Annotated in this window: 21 protein-coding genes and 2 tRNA genes; 12 read left to right on the top strand and 11 right to left on the bottom strand. The window is 58.5% G+C overall.

Annotated features, from left to right (window positions below; all coding sequences use genetic code 11):
* Positions 1-27: 27 nt before the first annotated feature.
* From recJ to F4X57_03865, 3 genes are all read right to left on the bottom strand, one after another.
* On the bottom strand, positions 28-1,737 hold the full coding sequence (gene recJ / locus F4X57_03875) for a single-stranded-DNA-specific exonuclease RecJ (GenBank protein ID MYC06298.1): 1,710 nt from the start codon (positions 1,735-1,737) through the stop codon (positions 28-30).
* 146 nt (positions 1,738-1,883) lie between these two features.
* Positions 1,884-3,125 carry a beta-ketoacyl-ACP synthase II gene (gene fabF / locus F4X57_03870; protein ID MYC06297.1) on the bottom strand — a complete coding sequence of 414 codons (1,242 nt, stop codon included), beginning with the start codon at positions 3,123-3,125 and terminating at the stop codon, positions 1,884-1,886.
* A 143-nt stretch (positions 3,126-3,268) separates the two neighbouring features.
* The gene (locus F4X57_03865; GenBank protein MYC06296.1) at positions 3,269-3,754 is read right to left on the bottom strand and encodes a hypothetical protein; all 486 of its coding nucleotides are present in this window, start codon (positions 3,752-3,754) and stop codon (positions 3,269-3,271) included.
* A gap of 191 nt (positions 3,755-3,945) precedes the next feature.
* Between F4X57_03865 and mtaB the strand changes: the two genes are divergently transcribed.
* Entirely contained in the window at positions 3,946-5,280 is a 1,335-nt protein-coding gene (gene mtaB, locus F4X57_03860) for a tRNA (N(6)-L-threonylcarbamoyladenosine(37)-C(2))-methylthiotransferase MtaB (protein MYC06295.1), read from the top strand.
* A 135-nt stretch (positions 5,281-5,415) separates the two neighbouring features.
* Here mtaB and F4X57_03855 read toward each other — a convergent pair whose 3' ends face one another.
* Both F4X57_03855 and F4X57_03850 read right to left on the bottom strand, forming a co-directional pair.
* Positions 5,416-6,252, bottom strand: coding sequence for an MBL fold metallo-hydrolase (locus F4X57_03855; protein ID MYC06294.1), 837 nt, complete (start codon positions 6,250-6,252; stop codon positions 5,416-5,418).
* Between the two features lie 331 nt (positions 6,253-6,583).
* Positions 6,584-7,927: an aminotransferase class III-fold pyridoxal phosphate-dependent enzyme gene (locus F4X57_03850; protein ID MYC06293.1), complete on the bottom strand. Its 1,344-nt coding sequence runs from the start codon at positions 7,925-7,927 to the stop codon at positions 6,584-6,586.
* Positions 7,928-8,081: 154 nt separating this feature from the next.
* Here F4X57_03850 and F4X57_03845 point away from each other — a divergent pair, with 154 nt between their 5' ends.
* The 5 genes from F4X57_03845 (at position 8,082) to F4X57_03825 (ending at position 11,813) form a co-directional block, all read left to right on the top strand.
* Positions 8,082-9,581 (top strand): leucyl aminopeptidase, encoded by a 1,500-nt coding sequence (locus tag F4X57_03845; GenBank protein ID MYC06292.1) that lies wholly within the window; start codon positions 8,082-8,084, stop codon positions 9,579-9,581.
* Between the two features lie 243 nt (positions 9,582-9,824).
* Positions 9,825-10,136 carry a winged helix-turn-helix transcriptional regulator gene (locus tag F4X57_03840; protein MYC06291.1) on the top strand — a complete coding sequence of 104 codons (312 nt, stop codon included), beginning with the start codon at positions 9,825-9,827 and terminating at the stop codon, positions 10,134-10,136.
* A 104-nt stretch (positions 10,137-10,240) separates the two neighbouring features.
* Positions 10,241-10,316 (top strand) — tRNA-His (locus F4X57_03835).
* A 94-nt stretch (positions 10,317-10,410) separates the two neighbouring features.
* Entirely contained in the window at positions 10,411-11,553 is a 1,143-nt protein-coding gene (locus tag F4X57_03830; protein ID MYC06290.1) for an MBL fold metallo-hydrolase, read from the top strand.
* 184 nt (positions 11,554-11,737) lie between these two features.
* Positions 11,738-11,813: transfer RNA gene (locus tag F4X57_03825), tRNA-Arg, on the top strand.
* A gap of 125 nt (positions 11,814-11,938) precedes the next feature.
* On the opposite strand, the gene F4X57_03820 is transcribed toward F4X57_03825, so the two are convergent.
* The gene (locus tag F4X57_03820) at positions 11,939-13,693 is read right to left on the bottom strand and encodes a CocE/NonD family hydrolase (protein ID MYC06289.1); all 1,755 of its coding nucleotides are present in this window, start codon (positions 13,691-13,693) and stop codon (positions 11,939-11,941) included.
* A gap of 330 nt (positions 13,694-14,023) precedes the next feature.
* On the opposite strand from F4X57_03820, the gene F4X57_03815 reads away from it, so the two are divergent.
* The 6 genes from F4X57_03815 to hisB all read left to right on the top strand — a co-directional run bounded on the left by F4X57_03815 (position 14,024) and on the right by hisB (position 20,195).
* Complete coding sequence (locus F4X57_03815; protein MYC06288.1) at positions 14,024-15,280, top strand: histidine--tRNA ligase family protein; 1,257 nt, start codon at positions 14,024-14,026, stop codon at positions 15,278-15,280.
* A complete protein-coding gene (gene hisG, locus F4X57_03810) occupies positions 15,270-16,277 on the top strand; it encodes an ATP phosphoribosyltransferase (protein ID MYC06287.1) in 1,008 nt (335 codons plus the stop codon). The genes F4X57_03815 and hisG overlap by 11 nt, the downstream gene beginning before the upstream one ends.
* Positions 16,278-16,287: 10 nt before the next feature.
* Positions 16,288-17,034, top strand: a complete 747-nt coding sequence (locus F4X57_03805) for a zinc dependent phospholipase C family protein (protein ID MYC06286.1) — start codon at positions 16,288-16,290, stop codon at positions 17,032-17,034.
* A gap of 194 nt (positions 17,035-17,228) precedes the next feature.
* Complete coding sequence (gene hisD, locus F4X57_03800; protein ID MYC06285.1) at positions 17,229-18,446, top strand: histidinol dehydrogenase; 1,218 nt, start codon at positions 17,229-17,231, stop codon at positions 18,444-18,446.
* A 58-nt stretch (positions 18,447-18,504) separates the two neighbouring features.
* Positions 18,505-19,593 (top strand): histidinol-phosphate transaminase, encoded by a 1,089-nt coding sequence (gene hisC / locus F4X57_03795; protein MYC06284.1) that lies wholly within the window; start codon positions 18,505-18,507, stop codon positions 19,591-19,593.
* A gap of 11 nt (positions 19,594-19,604) precedes the next feature.
* Positions 19,605-20,195: an imidazoleglycerol-phosphate dehydratase HisB gene (hisB, locus tag F4X57_03790; protein MYC06283.1), complete on the top strand. Its 591-nt coding sequence runs from the start codon at positions 19,605-19,607 to the stop codon at positions 20,193-20,195.
* A gap of 76 nt (positions 20,196-20,271) precedes the next feature.
* Here hisB and purS read toward each other — a convergent pair whose 3' ends face one another.
* The 5 genes from purS to purE form a co-directional block, all read right to left on the bottom strand.
* Positions 20,272-20,526: a phosphoribosylformylglycinamidine synthase subunit PurS gene (gene purS / locus F4X57_03785; GenBank protein MYC06282.1), complete on the bottom strand. Its 255-nt coding sequence runs from the start codon at positions 20,524-20,526 to the stop codon at positions 20,272-20,274.
* Positions 20,527-20,545: 19 nt separating this feature from the next.
* Positions 20,546-21,097: a DUF3105 domain-containing protein gene (locus F4X57_03780; protein MYC06281.1), complete on the bottom strand. Its 552-nt coding sequence runs from the start codon at positions 21,095-21,097 to the stop codon at positions 20,546-20,548.
* Between the two features lie 105 nt (positions 21,098-21,202).
* On the bottom strand, positions 21,203-22,078 hold the full coding sequence (locus tag F4X57_03775) for a phosphoribosylaminoimidazolesuccinocarboxamide synthase (protein ID MYC06280.1): 876 nt from the start codon (positions 22,076-22,078) through the stop codon (positions 21,203-21,205).
* Positions 22,079-22,383: 305 nt separating this feature from the next.
* Positions 22,384-22,875 (bottom strand): helix-turn-helix transcriptional regulator, encoded by a 492-nt coding sequence (locus F4X57_03770; GenBank protein ID MYC06279.1) that lies wholly within the window; start codon positions 22,873-22,875, stop codon positions 22,384-22,386.
* A gap of 231 nt (positions 22,876-23,106) precedes the next feature.
* Positions 23,107-23,565, bottom strand: a complete 459-nt coding sequence (gene purE, locus F4X57_03765) for a 5-(carboxyamino)imidazole ribonucleotide mutase (GenBank protein ID MYC06278.1) — start codon at positions 23,563-23,565, stop codon at positions 23,107-23,109.
* Positions 23,566-23,643: the final 78 nt, after the last annotated feature.

Genomic DNA, 23,643 nt, shown 5'->3' with positions numbered 1-23,643 from the left:
ACAGGCTGGTAATGCCCCGCGGCGCGATCAATTGGAAGCGCACAAGTCCTGAACGGTCATTTGCAGGGTCGTGCGTCCCTGCCAAGAGTCAAGCCCTACGCTATACACGACATCGATTTCGCGTCGCGTTACGCCTGCCAGATGCCCCAGATTGAAAGCGATCGCGTCGATTGTCGTGCGTCCCTGATTGAGCCGCATTTTGAGATGCCGCCCTCCGGAACCGACCCGCCGCGCTTCCACCACTCGCACGCCGCGCGTCAGGAACACCGGCGACGGATTGCCTTCGCCGAACGGACCGAGCGACAGTATAAAATTGACGTTGTTCGGCGTGAATGCTTCAAGACGCACTTCGCAGTCGATGTCTATCGACGGCGCAAGGCTCTGTCCATCCAACCACTCGGCGGCGGTGCAGTACAAGTTCTGCTCAAGGGCAGGCAGGTTAGCGATCTGCATGGTAAATCCGGCGGCGCGCGGATGTCCGCCCCATTCGTCGAACAATTCTGCGCTCTCGCCCATCGCCTTAATGATGCTGAACTCCGGGATGCTTCGCGCGCTGGCACGGCAGATCTCGCCGTCAATCGAGATGGCGATTGCCGGGCGATAGTATTGCTCCGACAACCTGCCCGCAATCAGACCCAAGATCCCGGGTATCCAATCGGCGCTCTTCACAATGAGGATATACGGCAATTCGCACTGCCGCTCAACCTGCGCCTCTGCTTCTGCAACGGCGCGATGGGTAAGTTCCTGCCGCTTGCCGTTGAGATGCTCGATTTCGTCTGCCAGCGAGCGCGCCACATCCGCACTGTCGGTCGTCAGCAGGTGCAATGCTACCTTTGGGTCGCTTAGGCGTCCCGGCACGTTTAGGCGCGGGATTATGCCGAACGACAGCGATTCCGTGTCGAGCGTGCCCATATTCATTCTCGCGCTGCCAGCGAGCGCTTGTATGCCCGGATTATCGGTTCGGTTCAGGCTCTCCAAGCCGCGCTTGACCAGAAAGCGATTCTCGCCTTGCAACGGTCCAACGTCCGCCACTGTGCCAAGTGCAACGAATTCGAGCAGGTGCTCGGGCCAATCTTCGTCAAGCGCGCCGTATAGCGCCTCAATGAGCTTGAACGACATGCCGACGCCGGTAAGACCGCCGAATGGATAGAGCGAATCCGGGTGTCGCGGATTGATGAGCGCGTGGGATGCAGGGACTTGAGGCAGCACGGTGTGATGGTCCGTGATGATTGTGTCGATACCCAGCTCCGCAGCCTGGTCCACTTCGTCAACGGAAGTCGTGCCGCAGTCCACAGTAATCAGCAGTGATGCGCCGCCTTCTGCCATCAGATTGATCGCTCGGGTATTCAGCCCGTGCCCTTCGTCCGCGCGGTTCGGCAGCAATGGAGTAACCTTCGCTCCCAAGCTTCTGAGGGCGGTCGTCAAGAGAGCAGTGCCGGTTATGCCGTCCGCATCGAAGTCGCCAAATATGGCGATGTGCTCCCCGCCGTCAAGCGCCTGCCTAAGCCGCTCGACGGCTTTGGGCATGTCCGGGAGCATCTTGGGGTCGTTAAGCAGGCGCTCGTCTGTATTGAGGAAGAGCTCGGCGTCTTCAGCTGTCTGAACGCCCCGATTGTAAAGAAGATGGGCGTGGAATGGTGTGAAACCCAGTTCTTGGGCAAAACCGAACGGTGGGAAATCGCGCAGCTTCCAGCCCTTTTGTGTCGCGTCTGACATGGTATTGCAATGAACCATCAAAGTGAAGATGAAGAGTCTCAGCCCGTACTATACATGCTAGGACTCGTAATGGGCAGGTAAGCAGCGCGCATTTTCGCCAGAAATCAATGATGAATCGTTACCCGACTTTAAGTAAATGGCAGGAAGAAGACTAAACGCGCTGTCCGTTAATCCTCGTAGCGTTGGAAGGCTAGGGAGGCGTTGTGCCCGCCGAAGCCGAACGAATTGCTGAGCGCAGCGTCGATGCGCCCCTGCGTCGCCACGTTTGGCGTGTAGTTCAGGTCGCATTCGGGGTCGGCATTCCGCAGGTTGATTGTCGGTGGAATGGTCTGCTTGGCAATCGCGAGCGAGGTTATGGCTGCTTCGAGCGCGCCGCTCGCGCCAAGAAGATGTCCGGTCATCGACTTTGTGGAGCTGATGGGAACGCTGTACGCGCCCTCCTCGAACACGCCCTTCATCGCCATCGTCTCGTACTTGTCGTTCAGCGGCGTTGATGTGCCGTGCGCGTTCACATAGCCGATTTCGTCGGGCTGCAAGCCAGCCTTCTTGATAGCGATCTTCATCGCGCGCGCCGCGCCTTCGCCTTCGGGCGCGGGCTGCGTGATGTGATTGGCATCCGCAGTCGAGCCATATCCAACGAGTTCGACAATCGGCGTTGCGCCGCGCTCTATGGCGTTTTCAAGTGTCTCCATCACTAGCACACTTGCGCCCTCGCCCATCACAAAGCCATCGCGTTCCGCATCGAACGGCCGCGATGCGGCGGCAGGGTCGTCGTTGCGTGTGGAGAGCGCATGGCAGGCGTTGAATCCTGCAACCCCGATCGGGCATATCGCGGCCTCTGCGCCGCCGGCAAGCACCACATCGGCATCGCCTTCCTGCAGCACTTCGAGCGCCTGTCCGATGGCATCCGCGCCGCTGGAACACGCGGATACGGTGGAGTAGTTCGGGCCCTTTGCGCCGAGCATAATCGACACTTGTCCTGACGCCATGTCCGGCAGCATCATCGGTACAAGGAACGGGCTGATACGCGACGGACCGCGGTTTTCTAGAACCTTGACTTGCTCGGACAGCGTGATAATGCCGCCGATGCCACTCGAGATCATCACGGAGACGCGCGTGCTGTTGTCTGCGTTTATGCCAATGCCCGCGTGGTCAACCGCTTCAAGGGCGGCGACCGCGCCAAGCTGCACGAACCTGTCCATGCGGCGCGCTTCCTTCCTGCCGACATGCTGCGCGGCGTCGAAGCCCAGGACTTCCGCGGCGATGGTGGTGCGATAGCCTTCTGGGTCAAAGCACGAAATCTGGTCCACGCCGGATTTGCCGGCGACCAGTCCTTCCCATGTGGACTGGCGATCAAGCCCAATCGGGCTGACAACGCCTATCCCGGTAATTACTACTCGATTCTTCATATTGGGATTGCTCCAGTTTCAGATATTAATGTGAACTATAGCAGTCTTGCCGCCTGATTGATACATTACTACGGCTGGCGAGAAGTATTCGTCCAACGCTAATTCATGCCGGGTTCGTGCCGAATGACCATAAACATGGGGCATCAGTCGGCAGTCTGCTCAGCGACATACACGGCTACAAGCGCGTCCTTCAATGCGTTCTCACTAGGCGGATAACCGATACGATGCTCGCTTACAGACGCTTCGCCACGTGCCTGAACTTGAAACACGCCATCGCCGTTCACAGACATAACGACCGATAGCGCTTGACTATCGCCCCAGTTCAAGTGCCAGAAGCACTCATACACGATTTCTTCAGTGTTGGCATCGCTGAACGACGCGAAAGCGGTTGGCCGCAAAGATGCGCCTCTGTTGGTGTCGATGATGCCCTCTTCATCCAGCAGACCGGCATTGAGTTCGTGCAGCATCGGCAGTATCACCGCGTCCATATTGTCCGCTTCGACCCACAGCCGAAGCAACAGATGGATGTGCGCCATATCGACAGGGAAGTAGTCGGATGCCCTGCGAATGAAGTCTACCGCCTCCGGGTGATACGCCACCATACAGCGCGCGCGTTCTATCCAGTCCATGCACAGTCTCCATTCGCCCGGAATTGACCGCCTATTCCACAAATCCCTATAATAGCATAGCGGAATGTCATCAGCGTAAATGCTCTGACAAGGCAGCAATGCTTCAGTAGTGTTGCACATTTTCCGCTTGCCTCCCATCCTAACCATCTCCTAAACTAAAAGGGAAGGAACTACTCCCCGAGTGCTATGTGATGCAGACACAGACTAACGAGACTGGAGCCACTAGCCCTACAACATTCGCCATTGAGACGCACGGCTGCAAGCTTAACCAGGCTGACACGCTGGCGCTGACGCGCGAGTTTGCGGAGGCGGGGCTGAAGCAGGTGCGCGAAGATGAGCCGGCGGATGTGTATGTGGTCAATAGCTGCACCGTGACGCATGTCGCGGACAGGAAGGCGCGGCAGTCGCTGCGGGCGGCGCGGCGGCGCAATCCGAGCGCCACCATAGTCGCGACGGGCTGCTACGCCCAGCGTTCGCCAAAGCAGCTCGCAGACATGTCTGCGATCGACTTGGTGTTCGGCAATGTGGACAAATCGCGGCTTGTGCGGCAGGTCATGGATTGGCGCGGCGAGAATGGTGCCAGCACCGTCCCGTGCGCCACCGGCGACGATGCCGACTATACGATTCCCAGCATCGGCCGCACTCGCGCGATGGTGAAGATACAGGAAGGGTGCAATCAGGTCTGCGCTTACTGCATCGTGCCTAAGGTGCGGGGTAGGGAGCAAAGCGTCCCGACAGATGCGATTGTGGACGAAGTGCGCCGGCTCATCGACAGCGGCTATCGCGAAGTGGTGCTGACCGGCACGCAGCTCGGCTCTTACGGTTTTGATTTGCTAGAGGCGTCGTTACATTCGCTTATTGCAAGCGTCTTGTCGCAAACCGATGTTGAGCGGCTGCGCGTATCTTCGTTGCAGCCGCGTGAGATAAGCGACGAACTGCTAGACCTGTGGGACGACGTACGGCTCTGCCCGCACTTCCACATGCCCCTGCAAAGTGGCAGCGACCGCATACTAAATCGGATGCGCCGCAGGTACACTACGCAGGAATACGCCGAGACCATTAGCCGAATTCGCGCGCGCATTCCGCATGTCAGCGTAACTGCCGATGTTATCGTGGGCTTCCCCGGCGAGACGGACGATGATTTTCAGGCGACTTACAAAATCTGCGAATCCATCAGGTTCGCAGATATACATGTGTTCCCGTACTCGGTGCGGCCCGGCACCAGCGCGGCGCACTTCAAAGAGCAATTGCCGCCGGAGGTCAAGAGCGAGCGGATGAACGCGCTGCTGGCGTTGTCCAAGTCGCAAATGCGGCAATTCCGTCAAGAGCGGTTGGGCGATGCGCGCCCGGTGCTTTGGGAAAGCCGGACAACGCGCGACGGTGAATCATTTTGGACTGGCTTGACCGACAACTACATCCGCGTCAGAGCGCAGAGCGATGATATGCTGTTGAACGAAATTACCGGCGGGATATTGCAATCGGTTGACGAGCGCGGAACGGTCAATGCCGAGGTAGTCTGGAAGTAGTCTGGGTGTCGCAACCTGACAATTCTTGGGACAATGAATTGCGCAGTTCGTGTAAGTGGGCGAAGGAAAGGGGCGCTGCAATGAGCGCCCCTCCTTACATCCAAAGCGGTAGTGCTATGCCGGCAACTTGGCAGCCTAAACTTCGACCGGCAAGAAGTGCGTCGCGCCGTTCTTCTGTACGATGTAGCCCGCGTTCTGCTCAAAGGCGTGGCCGAACACAACCAACCAGCCGCCTTCGATCGCCATCTCAATGAACTCGCGCTTGCGTTCAAGCGTTGTGTTCGGGTATTCGTGCATCGCCGGGATGTAGGGCAAGGGCAGGTGGTACGGCGTAGGGATTAGGTCGCTCACGAAGGCGATCTTCTCGCTGCCACGTTCTACCAGCACAATCTGGTGGCCGATGGATGGTCCGTCCGTAACCTTCAGCTTGAGGCCGGGGATGACTTCGTAGTCGTCGTCCACAAAATCGATCATCTCGCGCTCTGCAAGTGGAAGGAAATCGTCGTCGTAGAATGTGTCAGCGTATCGTTCGTTGGGCGAGTTTGCCTCTTCCCAGCTGGACCGCTGCACTAGATACCGCGCCTTCGGGAATGTCGGCACGGGTGTGCCGGAGCGGTCGAGCTTCGTGCAGCCGCCAGAGTGGTCAAAATGCAGGTTGCTGAGTACTACCGCGTCGATGTCGCGCGCCGTGATGTCGTGCGACTTCAAGCCCTTCAGCAGCTTGTTGCCGTTAAGCCGCATTGTCTCCTTCATCCTGTCCTGTCGCTTCGAGCCTGCGCCGGTGTCTACCAGCACGTTCAGCTCCGGCGTCTGGATAAGTAGGCAGTTCAACGCGAGACGTATGCGGTTTCGCCGATCGGGCTTTATCTGCAACTCCCACTGGGTCTTGGGCACTTGTCCGAACAGGCAGCCGCCGTCCATCAGAAATGTGCCGTCGCTGACAACATCGATAGTAGTAGTTCCTAAATTCACCGTTCACTCCTCGAGGCGTTTCGCTACCAACCTTCCCAACATCCGTATATAAAAGGTAGCGAAAGTCCAAAAGACGCGGCAAGCGGAATTGCATCAATCGTTTAAGAGAAGTTCAAGAAATCAACCAGAACATTGACGGCAGCGGACAGCGGCAAGTTAATGCAGATTGCAGTGGAATTCGCGAATATGTAAGCGAAAATCACCTTGCATCCCGCTACTCAAGGCACGAAAATCGGCGAAATGCCTCCTGTGGAATGAAGAACGCCGATTGTGGCATAAGAACACACAATCGGCGTGAGATTGTAAACTGAATCGTTAAATCGATGCGCGGCTAGCCTTTCAGCTCTTCGATGGCGGACGCGAATGCATCGAGGGTATGCTGCACATCGGCATTGCTGTGCGCGAGCGAGATGTAGAATTTCGTGTCGCCTTTGAGCACGCCGCGCGCGAGCAGCAGTTCGTTGAATCGATTGAGCATCTGCTTGTCGGCGGTCAACGTGGAGCGGTAGTCGGTTATCTCGGCATCAGTGAAAAACACATCGAAGAGCGGCGCTTCACCTACTACGCTCGCCGGAATTTCCGCTTCATTTAGCATTCTCTGCAGCTCGCTGCGCAGCGCGTTTCCGGTGGCGAAAATGCGCTCGTAAGCGCCTTCGCGGCGCAGAATTTCCAGCGTTTTCAAGCCCGCCGCCGCCGCGACAGGGTTACCGCTTAGCGTGCCAATCTGCGGCAGCGCGTCGCCAGACGCCGGGTCGAAGTGCGACATAATCTCTTCCTTGCCTGCCAGCGCCGCAAGCGGAAATCCGCCCGCGATGACTTTGCCCAGCGAGCACATGTCCGGCTCGACGCCGTAGAACTCCTGCCCGCCGCCATACGCGAATCGGAAGCCAGTAACGACCTCGTCGAATATCAGCGGAATGCCGTACTGCGCCGTTACATCGCGCAGCCCTTGCAGGAAGCCGGGCTTTGGCGGCAGCAGTCGTTGGAAGGGCTCGACGATGACCGCTCCAAGTTCGTCATGGTGCTGCTCAATGATTGCCGCTGCCGTCTCGACGTCGTTGAACGGCGCAATTAGCACTTCATCTTCTATCGCACGCGGTATGCCGGATGAGTCGGGCGTAGGACGAGGGAAGTCGTGCGGATTGGCGGGCGACATGCTCATCAGCGCATAGTCGTGCATGCCGTGGAAGCCGCCCTCAAACTTCAGTATCTTGTCGCGCCGACGATACGCTCGTGCCGTACGCAGCGCGTAGAAGGTTGCCTCCGTGCCGCTGCTGGTAAAACGAACCTTGTCGGCGCACGCCATCGCGTCCACCAATTCTTCCGCGAGCATAATCGCCTGGTCGTTGTTGGCGAAGAACGTCGTCCCCTTGTCCACCTGCTCGCGGACGACTCCGGTTACTTCCGGGTGCGCGTGTCCTATGAGCATTGGTCCGGAGCCGAGCAGGAAATCTACGAATTCGTTGCCGCTGGCGTCTCGCACTCTACCAGCCTTGCCCTCAGTGATGACTATGTCCTTGCCGATGTTCCCCAGACTGCCGCCGGGCAATACCCGGTGCGCTCGCTCAATCAGGTTGGTCTCCGCTGCGGTGATGGTGCGCTCTGCCACTGGCTTGCTCCTCACATTCTTATTTTCGTATGCGCTATAATTGTAGGCTCGCTCGCATCCGTGAATGCCTCACTAGGATAGCAGAATCGGCGCGAGCTGACATATAATTAGCGCGAATCACGACGAGTAATTCGCGGAACCATACACACGACAATTCGCAGACAAGTGTCATAATGGGCAATGAAATAGGGCAATCTCGCCCATCTTTGGAGGAATCACTATGAGAATTAATGTAGTAGCAGGCGACATAGCGCAGCAGGATGTTGGCGCGGTGGTGGTGAACCTGTTCGAGGGCGTAACCACGCCGGGCGGCGCGACGGGCGCGGTTGACAAGGCGATGGGAGGCGCAATATCGGCGCTCATCGCGGACGGCGAAATCAAGGGAAAGAGCGGAGAGATGACGCTCATTCACACGCTGGGTAGCATCACACCGAAGCGCGTGCTTGTCGCCGGACTTGGCAGCGCGGACTCGTTCACCCTCGACGGCGTGCGGAGCGTGGCGGCTGAAGCGGCGCGGCATCTGAACGGCATCGGCGTGCAGTCCGCGGCAACCATCGTGCACGGCGCAGGCATCGCGGGCTTAGACGAGCAGGCGAGCGCGCAGGCGCTGGCAGAGGGCATCGTGCTGGGCATGTACCGCTTCGACAAGTACAAGGCAGACGCATCAGACGTCAACCTGAATGAAATGACTGTCGTAGAGTTCGACGAATCTAAGCTGGACGCACTGCGGAGTGGCATTGATGTCGGCAGCATCATTGGCGAAGGGGTGAACCGCTGCCGAGACATGGCGAACGAGCCGGCGAACAGTATGACGCCTTCAGAAATGGCGGAGCAGGCACTGGAAGTTTCGCAAGCGCACGGCATAGAACTTGAAGTTATCGAACGGCCGCAGATGAAGGAATTGGGCATGGGCGCGCTTCTCGCCGTGGCACGGGCAAGCGAAGAGCCGCCAAAGTTCATCATCATGCGATATAACGGCGATCCGCAGAACACGGAGAACAACATCGGGCTGCTGGGCAAGGGCATCACATTCGACAGCGGCGGGCTGGACATCAAGAACGCCTCTGGTATGGCGACGATGAAGGGCGATATGGCAGGCGGCGCGTCTGTCATCGGCGCGATGGAGGCTATTGCGCAGCTGAAGCCGAAGATTAACGTAACGGTCATCGTGCCAGCAGCTGAAAACATGGTAAGCGGTGCTGCGCTGCGTCCGGGCGATGTGATCCGCGCGATGAACGGCAAGACAATAGAGATTGACAACACCGATGCCGAAGGTCGGCTTGTGCTTGCGGACGCGATGTCGTATGCGCGCTCGGTCGGGTTGAACAGGCTAGTTGATGTTGCGACGCTCACCGGCGCGATGGGGGTTGCCTTGGGCGATAAGTGCATGGGCGCTTTCGGAAACGACGACGACTTCACACAGCAGGTCGTCAGCGCAGGGAACGCGGTCGGCGAACGCGCCTGGCCGCTGCCTATGTACGATGAATACAAGACGCAGTATCGCAGCGACATCGCGGACATCAAGAACACCGGCGGAAGCGGCGCGGGCGCCATCACGGGCGCGCTGATTATCGGCGAGTTCAACGACGGTGCGCCGTGGGTGCACCTGGACATCGCAGGCGTGGCGCGGACTGGCAGCGTAAAGGGCGCCAATATCAAGGGCGCAACAGGTGCGCCGGTTCGTACGCTGGTGCGGCTGGTATGCGATCTGGCGGGCTAGTCTGCCGCTTCACATCGTCCCTTCGCCGGATTAGCCGCGAGGGGACGATGGCTGACTCTGCCTCAAGGGCTGGGCATATTTCCTGTCCATCCGGTTTCTTTTCCCCTCGATGGCGGAAGATTAGGATATGGGACTTGCCGCAGATGAAATGAGCCAATCTCTGGGCTATCTACGCCTTATTGTGCTAGATTTGGTGCTGTGGTATCATCCGCTCTACTCGCAACTGGAGAGTGAAAAGGCAATATGACGACTCCGTCCGCCAGATGGACATTTATAACTAATCATGGACTTGTGCTGTCGTTCATATTCCACAACCCGCGCAGCACCGCCCGTGAGATAGCCTCGTACATCGGCGTTACTGAGCGCACGACGCACAAGATTATTTCGGATCTGGAAGTTGAGGGTTACATTGAGCGCCGCAGAGAGGGCCGCCGCAATGTCTATCGCGTTAACCCATCGCTGCCTTTGCGCCACCACACCAAGCAAGATGTGATGGTCGAAGAACTGCTCGAAGCTCTCACTACGAAGAACCCGCAAGCGGCGCTGGCAAACTAACGGCGTCTGCCAATTACAGATCTACACACTTAATCACAACCATCGCTCAGCCCATCACAATAGTTGACCGTATAGTTCGTTGACTGCTAGAATCGGCTTATGTGGTGGGTGTGGCCCAGCGGTTAAGGCGCCAGGTTGTGGCCCTGGAGATCGGGAGTTCAAATCTCCTCACCCACCCCACACCTCCTGCCCCAATATTTCATCCACCGTATCGCGTTGCGTCCCTCAGCTTGCCCCATTTTCCTAGCCTTGCCCAGAACGGAGTGATTGCCAAATGTCCCAGTTCAAGAATGTGATTACCGTGCGGGAAGGCGATATGGACGGCAATCGCATGGTCATTCTACTGAAGACAAAGCAGGGCAGGCGAATAAACGCGATAGGCGTACCTCAGGACAACAACTCGCGAACAGGTCCCACCTGGGCGTACTTGTTCGAAAATGACGGACTGACGCTGATTGACGCAGGCGCGACAGGTTCGTATCAATATCTCGCAGACGGCGTGCTGGCAGCCGGCTACCAGTTGCGCGATATCGAGCGCGTTATAGTAACGCACGGGCATCAGGACCACGACGGCGCGGCAGGGCAGTTGGGGCAGGAAGCGGACGCGCAGATTTGGGCGCACGAGATTTATGCGCCACTGCTGCAATACAACCCGTGGGACATACAGCGCAATCCGTCGTCGCCGTTGCAGCGCGAACTGCAGCGCGTCGTGAGCGGCGACAGGGAGCGTAACGGGGCGGAGGCGGCGCGGCAGACCAGCGGCTACGCCAAGCGCAACAAGCGATATGTCGAGACGCGCAGGCGCTTTCACGTCCACCGCAGCGTCAGTCAGGACGAGACAGCCGGCGATCTGACCTTCATCCACGCGCCGGGCCACGCGCCGGACGAGCTTTGCATAACGATGGACAAGTTAGTGTTTTCGGGCGACCATGTGCTTCCCGAAATCACGCCGCACCCCACGACCAAAACGCGCTTCTCGCCGGAAGTTCGCAAGCACATACCACAGCATCTGCACTGTGAAGATAAGAGCTACGGCCTGCTCGCATATCTGCGGTCGCTGCGGCTGATAACGAACATGGACGATGACATAGCTGTCCTGCCCGCGCACCGCTTGTACAGCAAGGGCAAGTTCAACTTCGAGAACACCGCGCGCGCCGAGGAAATACTGCAGCATCATGTAGTACGGCTTGGCCGTGTCCTGCACAGGATGGGCAACGAGCCGGCATCGCTTGAGCACATCACGCGGGGCGTATTCGCGCGGCGCAAGCTAGCCGGCGGCAACCTATACATGGCGCTCTCCGAAATAGTCGCACACATCGAATTGCTAGAAGACGCCGGCGACCTAGCAATGGATGAGCATCTGCGCTTGAGAGCCACCGGCAGTGAGCACTTCCGTGAGGTGGTCGCCGGGCTGTGAGATTGTAGCTGTCCTGCGAGAATCCGCAAGGGCACGCTCGCATAACAATCGGCAAGTAATGACTCGCTCGCGCTAAATTGGTAATCATGATGTCAGAAAAGCGCGGGCCATTTCTTTGCATCTGCAACGCCGCATCCAAGCGCCGTGTAGGGCGCAGCACACATGCTATAATGAGTAGCGGCGCGCGCCTGTAGCTCAATGGACAGAGCATCGGTCTTCGGAACCGAGGGTTGGGGGTTCGAATCCCTTCAGGCGCGCCAGAATAGTCAGTTGGTTGGTCAGTATCTCAGTCGGTCAGTTTCTCTGCCGCTCTCTAACACCGTGTGTTCCCCATCGCAATCCCTCTTCAGGAGGAAATTACGATGGGGATTGCTTTTCCGCTGACTTACTCGCTAGGGACGATGGGCAGGGTAATATGCGAAGGATGCACAGCCGAATGGTGCACCGTCTGCAGCGCGGACGTGAATGTGCCTTCTTCGCCGATTGTGCCGCCGGTGTTCATGTTGCGATCGAAGCGCGGGAAGTTGCTCGACGAGATTTCCACACGGATGCGATGACCTTTTTTGAACACGTTCGCGGTCGCCCATAGGTCGATATCGTACTGCACGATGTCGCCGGGGGAGACGAATGACGCGGGCGCGCGTGGCTTGCGATAGCGTGCGCGAATGATGCCGTCCGTCAGGTTGCGCGCGTAGCCGTCTGGCTCCACGTCCACCAGCTTCGCGGTGAAGTCCGTGTCAGCCGCCGATGTGGATGCGTACAGCGTAACGGTTATCGGTCCAGTAACCTCCGTGTCCTGCTCCATCGGCGGTGTGGAGTACACCAGCACATCCGCGCGCGCCTCGACGGGACGCTGGTCGTACGCCCCTGGCGCCATGAATGCAGGATCACAGCACAGACCGCCGCCTACGGTGGGCACGGGGTCGATAGGGTTGTACACGAACACATCCGGCGGCTCATCGCCGGGCGATTCAGGGTTTAGGCTGCCGTCGCCGTTCAGTGTGTTCGCGCGCCCGCCGCTGTGCAGGTAGTAGCGCACATTTTCGGCGCGCTCCAGGGGCCAAGAATCTTCGTAGCGCCATTCGTTCACGCCCATCACGAAGATGCGCACGGGGCAGTCGTCCGGAATGCTGTTGTCCGCGCCGTTCAGATGGTGATCGTAGTAACGCAGGAATTCGCCGGCGAGGTCTATCGCCGCCGCCGCCGCGCGTGTGCCGAAGTTGTACTCGCCGGACACCGCGGGCGCGGAACCGGAGTGTATCCACGGACCAATGAGCAGGCGCTGACCGTTGCGCGCGAGTTCGGACGCGCCATTCTCGCGCATGCCTAGGTAGTTCGCAATCGTGCCGCCGAGGAAGATGTCATACCAGCCACCCACATTGAACGCGGGTATGGCAATGTCCGAATGCGACTCTGCGATGCAGACCTGCTTCCAGTAATCGTCGTAGTCGGCGTGTGAAAGCCAGTCGTAATAGTACGGCGCGACGCCTTCCTTGAGGTGCGTCATATCCTGCATCGGCAGGTGCGAGAATTCGCCGCCGAGCGCGTCCTTCGCCGTAATCAGGGCATTCAAGTCGGCGATGTCCTTGTTGATTTGCTGCGACAGATTGCCCCAATTAGCGCTCGAGAGTGCGCCAATCGACCAGGAAAGGTTGAAGCCTAGCTCGAACGCGCCGCCTTGCCACGCCCAGCCCTCGTGATAGTCGTGCGCGGTGAAGCCCGGCGCGATGGCGGTGAGAGACGGCGGCTGCGATTTCGCGGCAAGCCACTGCGTCGCGCCGACATAAGATATGCCGAATGTGCCGACCTTGCCGCTGCACCAAGGTTGGGACGCCAGCCATTCCACAGAATCGTAGCCGTCGTTTATCTCGTTGACGAAAGTGTAGAACTCGCCTTCGGAAGTGTACCTGCCTCGCACATCCTGCACGACAGCGGCGAATCCGTTTGTGGCGGCACGGATGACATCGAGCGTGCCTGTGCGATTGGCGGGGCTGCTCTTGTCGTATGGCGTGCGCGTCAGCAGCGCGGGGAATCGTTCCCCGGGCGCATCCGGCCGGAAAACATCGGCGTAAAGCGTCGTACCGTCTCGCATCTGAACCGGAACATTGAAATCGACTTTGATAGAGTAGGGACCTGGCATGCTCGGATACCTCCTGCGGGCTAGTCAGCCATTCAGCGATTTGTGCGAATGTATAGCAGAGGGCGGTAAGTGTCAATTCGCGGCGCTAGGCTTGTGCATTCGAAATGAATGTTGGAGAGCAAATGCACTCAGGTCTTAACTCTCCCCGTCTAGTGGGAAAGGATAATTCGAAGAGCGATAATAAAGCCGGTTTCAGTTGACACAAAATTGCGAAAGTGCGAACATGGCGTCGTATTTTTCAGGTTGTAGCTTCTCTCGAATGCGCCTTGCCACAGTCGATATTCGCTATAGAATGGGCAGTGAGAGAGAATAACAGGGCGGCAAGTTCGCATGACGCAATTGCAAGAGCGAAGTTCTGGCAGGCAGATTCACAGTCTGTCCGGAATGTGCGACCTCGACACGCAGACATGGCGGCGCAGCGACGATGTCCTTGCCGGCCTGCGTTCTCACATAGGCGCTTGGGAATACCATCCCATTGACACGCCGCTGCTTGAAGAAACAGAATTGTTCGTTCGCAAGGCAGGCGGCGACCTATCCGGACAGCTGTATAATTTCACCGATCCGGGCGGCACACCGGTTAGCCTGCGACCTGAGTTCACATCGTCCGTCATTCGCCATTACATCGACAATGAGCAATCGCTGACGCCGCCGGTGCGCTGGCAGTACAGCGGGCCCGTCTTCCGCTACGACGCGACCGGGCAGGGCAGATACAGACAATTTACGCAATGCGGCGCGGAGCTTGTCGGCGCGTCCGGCTTTGACGCGGATATAGAGATCATTTCGCTTGCGGTGTCAGGGCTATACAGCGTCGGGCTGAGCGATTTTCGCCTGCGTATCGGGCATCTCGGCGTGCTACGCGCGCTGCTCCGCGAATTCGGGCTTTCCGAACCGGCAAGGCTGTTTATAATTGGCAACATTGACGCGCTTCGCACGGGCGACGCGGATGTGCAAGGCTTGATGGAGCACGCCGGAGAAGTCGGGCTGCTTTCCGGCGATGTGGATCTCGGGCTCGGGCTTGAGACCGCACTCGAAAGCATGAGCACCGAGTCTGCCGAAGAGTTCATATTAGGCGTCCTGAAAGAGTCTATGCCGGAGCCGCTGGGACGACGAGCAACCGACCAGATTATCGCGCGTCTGCTCAGCAAGGTGCGCGACGCGAACTGCCCGGATGCGTTCAGGCGCGCGCTCTCGCTTGCCGCCGCATTCTCACGGCTGGACGGCGCGCCGCGCGTTGTCCTGCAGTCCGCACGCGATGCCGCAGAATCGAGCGGCGTGGACGCGGCGCCGCTGGACGAACTGGCGTCGCTAGCGGAACGCTTACCGGAATTGGGCATTGCAAAATCACGGATCACACTGGATATGGGAATGGCGCGCGGCATTTCGTACTACACAGGCATCGTGTTCGAGATTGCGCATGACAGCGGTGCGGCAGTTGGCGGCGGCGGACGATACGACGATCTCGTGCAGGCTCTTGGCGGCAGCGCTAGTGTGCCGGCGATGGGTTTCGCTTACAATGTGAATGTGCTGCTCGATTTACTTCCGGGCAATGCGCGAGCGGTCAACGGAGTGGGTGCAGATGGCGTTTAATGGCAGTTTGCGGCTTGCCATATCAAGCGATGGTGCGCTATTCGAGCCGACACAGAGGTTCTTGCGATCGTGCGGGATCGGCGTCTCGCGTAGCAACACGCGCCGCTACATCGCGGACATCCCCGCGATGCCCGGCGTTACGGTGATGTTCCAGCGCGGCGCGGATATTACGCCTAAAGTCGAAGAAGGCAGTGCAGATTTGGGCGTCGTTGGGCTTGACCGATACCTTGAGACGCGAAGTGAGGGCGGTGACAGCGGAGTCGTCATCGACGACTTGGACTTCGGCAGATGCCAACTCGTTTTGGGCGTCCCGGATTCGTGGGTCGATGTCGTCTCGCTCGCAGACTTGGCGGATGTGTCGATGGAGTTTAGGCAGCAGGGTAGGGACTTGCGGATCGTTACGAAGTACCCGCGCTTGGTCGAACGTTTTCTGCTGCGGTCTGGCATCAACCTCTTCTCACTTGTCCATTCTAGCGGCACGTTGGAAGCGGCGGTTGCGATGGGATTCGCGGATATGATTGCGGATGTGTCCGAGAGCGGCACAACAATGCGCGAAAATCGACTGAAGACGATTTCAGGCGGCACGATTATCTCATCACAGGCATGCCTAATCAGCAATCAGCGGCTGCTGAGCGAGGATGACGCCAAGCTGGAACGCGCCAAGACGATTGTCGATGTAATGGAAGGGCATCTACGCTCCCGTAACTACTTCAGCATCACGGCGAACATGCGCGGCGAGACGCCCGAGGATGTGGCGCGGCAGGTCTTGGAGCACACGGACATCAGCGGCTTGCGCGGTCCGACCATCGCGAAGGTGTACTCGCAGGATGGCTCCGGTTGGTACGCTGCGACCGTCATCATCAGGAAAAGCAAGCTGACCGAAGCGGTGGACAGCCTGCGGCAGGCGGGTGGAACAAGCGTTACCGTAACGGATTTGAGCTATGTGTTCAATTCCACATGCGAAGCTCAAGAGCGGCTGACTAGTGGGGTAGTGTAAGGAGCGGATATTGCCAAATCCTCCTGTGCATATGAACCTTGCGCGCAGGGCTGCGGACATACTTCGCCACGACACAATCGACGCGAATATGGGCTACTACCTGTTGGGTTCGACATCGCCGGACATCCGCGTAATCACGCGCCTGGACAGGGCGGTTTACCACTTCGCGCCGCTGGATTTTGAAGAGATAGGCACGGGCATCAACGGGCTGTTCCATAGCCATCCGACGCTCGGCGACGCATCGGCGCACAGCGATGCGACACAGGCGTTCATGGCGGGCTACCTGACGCACCTGCTCGCCGACGAGACTTGGATCGCGAATATATTCCGCCCGTACTTCGGCAACAGCGATGTGTTCGAGGACAGCGTGCTAGGTCTCGTGATGGACCGCGCGATGCAGCTCGAACTCGACCGCCGCTGCTGGGGTACGGTAATACCGATGCGCGGCTTGCTTGACCTTACGGTTGAGTCTGTGCGAGTCGAGTTTCTTCCCGACGAGACGCTCGCCGCTTGGTTGCAGTGGGTTACGTCGAGCCTGGACCGCGGTTTTTCGTGGGAACGGCTGCGCTTCATGGCGCGGCGCATCGCGTCCGGCGAGGAGTCACATCCGGCGCATGTGCTCGCCGATACATTTCTCAAAGACGAGTCGGATGGGCTTGATCTGATTTACGAGCACATGCCGCGCGGAACGGAAGAAGAGTATCAGGAAATAGTTATCGCGTCGCTGACGAAAGCCCTCGAAGACTACTTGCCGTAATCGATTAATCTGGCTGTGCCAATTACATTACGCCGACTAAAGTTGTTAAATCACCCCTATAGATAATGGTTCGCTAAGGGATAGTTGCCGTGAGGATAGTTCGTGGGTTAGAAGAATCGCGCCGAGCGCTATGCGAAGGCAGAGGGCTTGGACTAGATGATGTGCCGCAATCACTGCTCGACGGCATTGCCGATATGTTCGGCGAGCCGCTCACGCCGCTGCAAGTCGTAGAGCGCATTGTTCGGCGCGTGCGGCGCGAAGGCGATGCGGCGGTGCACGAATATACCGAGTTCTTGGACGGCGAATCACCGGACACGCTGGAAGTGCCGCGCGCCGCAATTCAGGCGGCTCGAGAGCAGACGAGCGCCGAAGTGGTCGATGCACTGGAGGTCGCCGCAGAGCGCGTGCGCACATTCCACGAGGCCTGTCTGACCAAGGGATGGATGGATTACGGCGAAGGCTACGGGCAGGTCGTGAACGCGGTTAGCAGCGCAGGCGCGTACATCCCCGGCGGCACGGCGCTGTATCCCTCCACCGTGCTGATGACAGCGATACCGGCAAAAGTGGCAGGCGTAGAGGAAGTAGTAATGTGCACGCCAACAAAGGGCGGCAAAATGCCAAGCCCGGCAGTGCTGACGGCGGCAGAGATTGCGGGCGTTGACCGCGTATTCCGCATCGGTGGCGCGCAGGCGATCGCGGCGATGGCATACGGCACTGAGAGCGTGCCGCGCGTGGATATCATCTGCGGGCCCGGCAACATATTCGTTACGCTGGCGAAGAAACTAGTGTATGGAGATGTTGGAATCGACGGCTTATACGGTCCGACCGAAACCGTCGTAATGGGAGACGAAACATCAAACCCGACCCTGTGCGCGGTGGACATGCTCGCGCAGGCGGAACACGACGTGCTCGCGCGACCCGTGCTGATAACCACATCCGAGCGCCTCGCTGAAACGGTGGACGCGGAGATTACCGCGCGCTTGGAGCGCCTGGACAGGGGAGAGATCGCGCGCGCATCGACGCAAGAACAGGGCTGCATCGCGCTGCTCGATAATATGGACGACGCGCTGACGCTTGCGAACGAATTCGCGCCGGAGCACATCTGCCTGATGATGGACGACGCATGGCAGCATCTTGGCAAGGTGCAAAACGCCGGCGCGATATTCATCGGCGATTTCTCGCACGAAGTTCTTGGCGATTACGTTGCAGGACCGAGCCATGTTATGCCCACGGCAGGCACGGCACGATTCAATTCCGGGCTGGGCGTGCACTCGTTCGTGAAGATTAGCCCGGTCGTAGCGTTGAGCAGCGCAACTTCCGCCGAAATATCGAAAGCGGCAGCAGTGCTTGGCAGGACCGAAGGCCTTACAGCACACGCGGAAGCTGCGGAAATCAGGGAAGAACTCTTCTAAAGAAGAGTGACACGTCCCCCAGTCTTGGGCGTGGGCGACGCAATGAGAGGAGCCGGCAATGGCAGGTGAGATCAAGCGTCTGATGCGGCAACATCTGGTCGATATTCAGACATACGAAGCGGTTGACCCGCCTGAGCTGATTGCGCGGCGCGCGGGCATTCCCGAGAGCGAAATCGTGAAGCTCAACGGGAACGAAAACCCGTATGGCGGCTCGCCGAATGTCGCCGACGCCGTGGCAAACGCGCCCGTACACATATACCCCGACCCGATACAGCGCAAGGTGCGGCAGGCACTCAGCGAATACACGGGCGCCCCGCCCGAAGAAATCATCGCGGGTGCAGGCAGCGACGAACTTATCGACTTGATGTTTCGGCTGTTCCTGGAGCCGGGCGACAAGGTGCTAGACTTCGATCCGACATTCGCCATGTACGGCTTCCTTGCACGAATCGCGGGTGGCGAGACGGCACTTGTACAGCGCAATGAAGTGTTCGACGTGGATGTTTCCGCTGCGCGTGATGCGCTTGACGACCGCACAAAGATAATCTTCTTGGCGTCTCCGAACAACCCAACTGGCAACCTGACGCCGCGAGAGCATGTGCGCGAGCTGCTGGACACCGGGCGCATCGTCGTGGTGGACGAGGCGTACTACGAGTTCTGCGATAGCACGGTCGCCGATATGGTCTCCGACCACGAAAACTTGGTTGTGCTACGGACGATGAGCAAGTGGGCAGGTCTCGCCGGCCTGCGTATCGGCTACGGCATAATGAACGAAGAGCTCGTGCAGCATGTCATCGACATAAAGCAGCCATACAACATTAGCGTCGCTGCCGAAGCCGCGCTGCTTGCGTCATTGGACGACGCGGACCTGCTGCTAGACAATGTAGGGAAAATTGTGGACGAGCGCGAGCGAATGACTTCGCTGCTAAACGACATCGCGGGCATAACCCCATGGCCGTCCGCCGGCAACTTTGTGCTGTGTAGGCTTGAGCCTTCAGGCAGCGCAAAGGAAGTGTTTGAGGCGCTGGCGCAGCGGGGAATTGTTGTGCGAATGTTCAGCTCGAACCGACTGAAGGACTTCTTCCGTGTCGCCGTAGGGACGCCGGAGCAGACCGACGAATTTGTGAACGCGCTGCGCGAAGTGATGTAACGGAGACCACATTGCGGAAATCGAAGCTGAGCCGCGAAACGCGCGAGACGCAGATAAGCGTCGAGGTGAATCTTGACGGCAAGGGCGAGTACGACATCGACACGGGCAACGGGATGTTCGACCATCTGTTGGCGCAGCTGTCGCGGCACGGGCTTATAGACCTGAACATCAAGGCGCGCGGCGACACGCACGTCGGTTGGCATCACCTCGTCGAAGACACTGGCATCGTGCTAGGCAGGGCACTGAAGGATGCGGTCGGCGACGGCAGCGGCATTCGTCGAATGGGGCATACCTATGTGCCGCTAGACGAGGCGCTGGCGCTTACCGTCGTGGACTTCGGAGGACGCGGCTACGCGGTCATAGACGCTCCAATGTCAGACAGCGATTTAGGCACGCTCCCCGCAGAACTCATCCCACACTTCCTAGAAACAATGGCGCGCGAAGGCACATTCAACCTTCATGTGCGAATACTCGCAGGCAGTAGCAATCACCACAAGGCGGAAGCGATGTTCAAGAGCCTAGCGCGGTCAATGCGCGCGGCGCTGGAGGTGGATGACCGGCTGGGCGGCGAAGTCGCGAGCACGAAGGGCAGTATCGGGTAGGGCACACATTGCCTCTCTTCCAGCCCCAAAACGGATGGAGACGGAATTTCCGATAGCCGGAGGATGTCGCGCAAATCTACAAAGGCGCAGATTCGAGGTCGAAGCGATAGTCTTCGATGACGGGGTTGGCGAGCAGCCGGTCGCACATTTGACGCAGCTGCTCAGACGCGGCGGATTCGCTTTCTGCTTCGAGCGTAATTTCCATATACTTGCCCGCGCGCACCGACGACACACCGTTGAAGCCGAGCTGGTGCAAGCCGCCGCGAATTGTCTGCCCCTGCGGATCGCTGACGGTGGGGCGTAGCTGGATATAGACTCTTGCGAGGTACATTGCGCTCCTAACAGCCCACCTATTGCGCCGTGTTGGTTTCAATGAAGTCGCGGATTGCCGCTTCGTCGAATGCTTCAAGCTCTTCGTTGGAATCCGCGCCGATTAGCAGAATCCGCGCGTCCATGTCTGTTTTCGGATTCAACCCTATCGGAGCGTCCGCGCTATTTAACTCGTCCACGATGGTGGTGAGCTTCGCCACTAGGTCGTCGCACCCATCCGGGCAGTTGTAGAATATGTCCACTCCGCCGAGTATCGGATTGGGCGGCAATGGAGGCACCGCCGCGCTGTCGCCCGGCGAATCGTTTTCAACCGGCTCTACCTGAACATCGGCAACCTCGGCGCTGAACGCCTGCGCTTCTGCCGCGCCGGTCCCGAAGATGTCTCCGCTACCGCCTCGGAACAGCGTGTCGAGCGGCAGACCGGGCAGAATTAGCGAGAGGATAAGCAGAAACGCTACGCCGCCGGCGATTGTGAATCCTCCTATCGCGAGCATTTTCTTGCGCCGTGACTGCCGCCTTCTACGCGCCGCGCGGACTTGGGTCGGTGTCGGTCGTTTCGCCCTGGTGGTCATTTTATTTTCACCGGAAAACTAACAGGATGTACAGAATAGGGAGGATTTTCACCCATATCCTAGCCTTCCCCCTTGATGGGGGAAGGGATTCTTATGCATGATTGTCTAGGATAGTGCGTTGCCAGTCAACTTTTGATAGGCTTCGAGGTAGCGCTGATGAGTGCTGGCAACGACATCGTCGGGCAGCTCCGGCGCGGGCGGCTCGTGATCCCAGCCAGCGTCGTCGAGCCAGTCGCGGACGTACTGCTTGTCGTAGCTGGGCTGCGACTTGCCCGGTGCGTAGCCGTCCACGTCCCAGAAGCGGCTGGAGTCAGGAGTCAACACCTCGTCTATGAGCGAGATTTCGCCGTCGATGATGCCGAACTCAAACTTGGTATCGGCTATGATGATGCCCTTTTCCCGGGCGTAGTCGCGGGCGGTGGAATACACTTCGATAGATGCCTGCGAGAGTCGCTCGGTAAGTTCCTTGCCGACCATGTCTTCCATCTGGGCGACGGTGATGTTCTCATCGTGTCCCTCTTCAGCTTTGGTGCTGGGCGTGAAGAGCGGCTCTGGGAACATATCGCCGTCCTGCAAGCCTTCGGGCATTTGGACGCCGGCGACGGTACCGGTTCGGCGGTACTCGCCCCATGCGGAGCCGGTGATGAAGCCGCGCACGATGCACTCGACGTCGATGCGGTCGGCGCGCTTGACGATCATAGAGCGGCGGGCAAGCTCGTCGGAGATGCCGAGGTCGTCGCGCTCGGTGGCGAGACATACGAAGTGGTTCGGGATGATGTCCTTCGTCATGTCGAACCAGAACTCGGAAATCTGCGTCAGAACGGCGCCTTTCTCCGGGATTCCGGTAGGCAGCACGACGTCGAATGCGGAGATGCGGTCGGTGGCTACCATGAGCAAGAGGCCGTCTCCGAGGTCGTAGGTGTCGCGGACTTTGCCTTGGTAAAGGCGATTGGGCAGGTCGGTATCTCGGATTGTAGTCATTGGTTTTACCTCCGAACTTGTATTGATGGACAGGATGTGGCTGTCTCTTTCCATAGATTGGCTTTCGGTCTGCTCGATGCGCCAGAGCAGGTCGTCCGGCACTCCCGCCAGCAGGCGGATGAGCGCGTGCAGAGCGCAAAAAGGAGAAGGAGCGTCTCTGCCGAACTCCGAGTCGTGGATGTGTTCCCAAAGGTCGGATTCTATCTCGGCGCGCCTTTCTTCGCGGATTTCAGAAGGAAGCCCGAATGTGTACACACGCGCCCAGTTTCTCACTAGGTTTGGAACTATTCCAACGGATTTTTCAATCATGCGAGCGTGAGTCCCCCCTTTGCTTCGCCAGCATCGCCGACGCTCGCGTGGACTGCCTTTGCCAGAGCCGCTTCGCCGGCGGGCGTTACGATGTAAAGGCGGCGCCTGGGACGCCCTTCTTCGGCTGCTATGAGAGGGTCTTCCCAACTACTTTGGAGCAGTTTGGCTTTCTCCAGTCTTCCAAGCGCCTTGTATAATGTGCCGTGCGCCGTCAGCAGGCGCGCGCCCTCCCGTTCCTTGATTTGCTTGGCTATGAGGAAGCCGTGAAAACTAGGCAGTCCGTCGGTTCTCAAACGGATGCCCGCGTCAAGGATTGAGACTTCAATTGGTAGAAGGGTGTTGGCTTTTCTTCGCATGAACACATTATAGGAATATATCTTCCTAAAAGTCAAGGGGCAGGGCGCGTGATTTAGGTGCGTTGTTGATTTGGGACGATGTCTTTCGTGATGTGGGACCACAAGGCGGAAATCCGACAGAAGAGTGTCCATTAAGGTTATATGCCTATGGACAGGACGACATCGAAAGTGGATGTGCGATCAGTGGCTGCCATGAGAGATAAGCCGCCACCAAGGTCGTAGGTTCGCCCACCTTGCCCAAATAGAGTCGGTTGGGCAGTATGGTTTCAGCTATTGTGGCTATTGCATCCTTCTCACTATCGGTTGACAGTTGTCAGCAGTTTCACGTACCCATACGAATGCTGACGGACTGACAGACTGACGTTAGCGATTCTTCAAGCCTTGTCGGTAGTCGTCGTATGCAGCGCGGATGTCGTCGTGCTTGATGCCGAGAATCTGCGCAGCGAGGAAAGCGGCGTTGCGCGCGCCCCAAGAGCCAACTGCGACGCAGGCGACAGGAATGCCCGGCGGCATCTGCGCTATGGCGTAGAGCGCGTCCACGCCGTTGAGGTCGCTGCTGGGCAGCGGAATGCCGATGACGGGCAGGGTGGTCCAAGACGCCGTTACTCCGGGCAAGCCGGCAGAGCCGCCCGCAGCCGCTATTAGCACTTCAATGCCCCGTTCCCGCGCGGTCGTTACATACTCCATAACCTTTTCCGGCGTGCGGTGCGCGGACGCGACCGTAACTTCGTTCTCGATTCCCATCTGGTCGAGAACGCTGACCGTCTCTGCGACGACTGCCTCGTCGGAACTGCTGCCCATTATTACGCCTACAAGTGGCATTTTATCTGTCTCCTTGTCTAGTTCTTGGTTACCTTTGGTCGGTTTTCGGATTGTAAGACGGAGTTAATAGGATACACA

The sequence above is a fragment of the Chloroflexota bacterium genome (assembly GCA_009840355.1).
Lineage (GTDB): Bacteria > Chloroflexota > Dehalococcoidia > Lucifugimonadales > JADFKI01 > Bin90.
The sequence above is the reverse complement of the archived record's forward strand: the minus strand, read 5'-3'. Positions and strand labels throughout refer to the sequence as shown.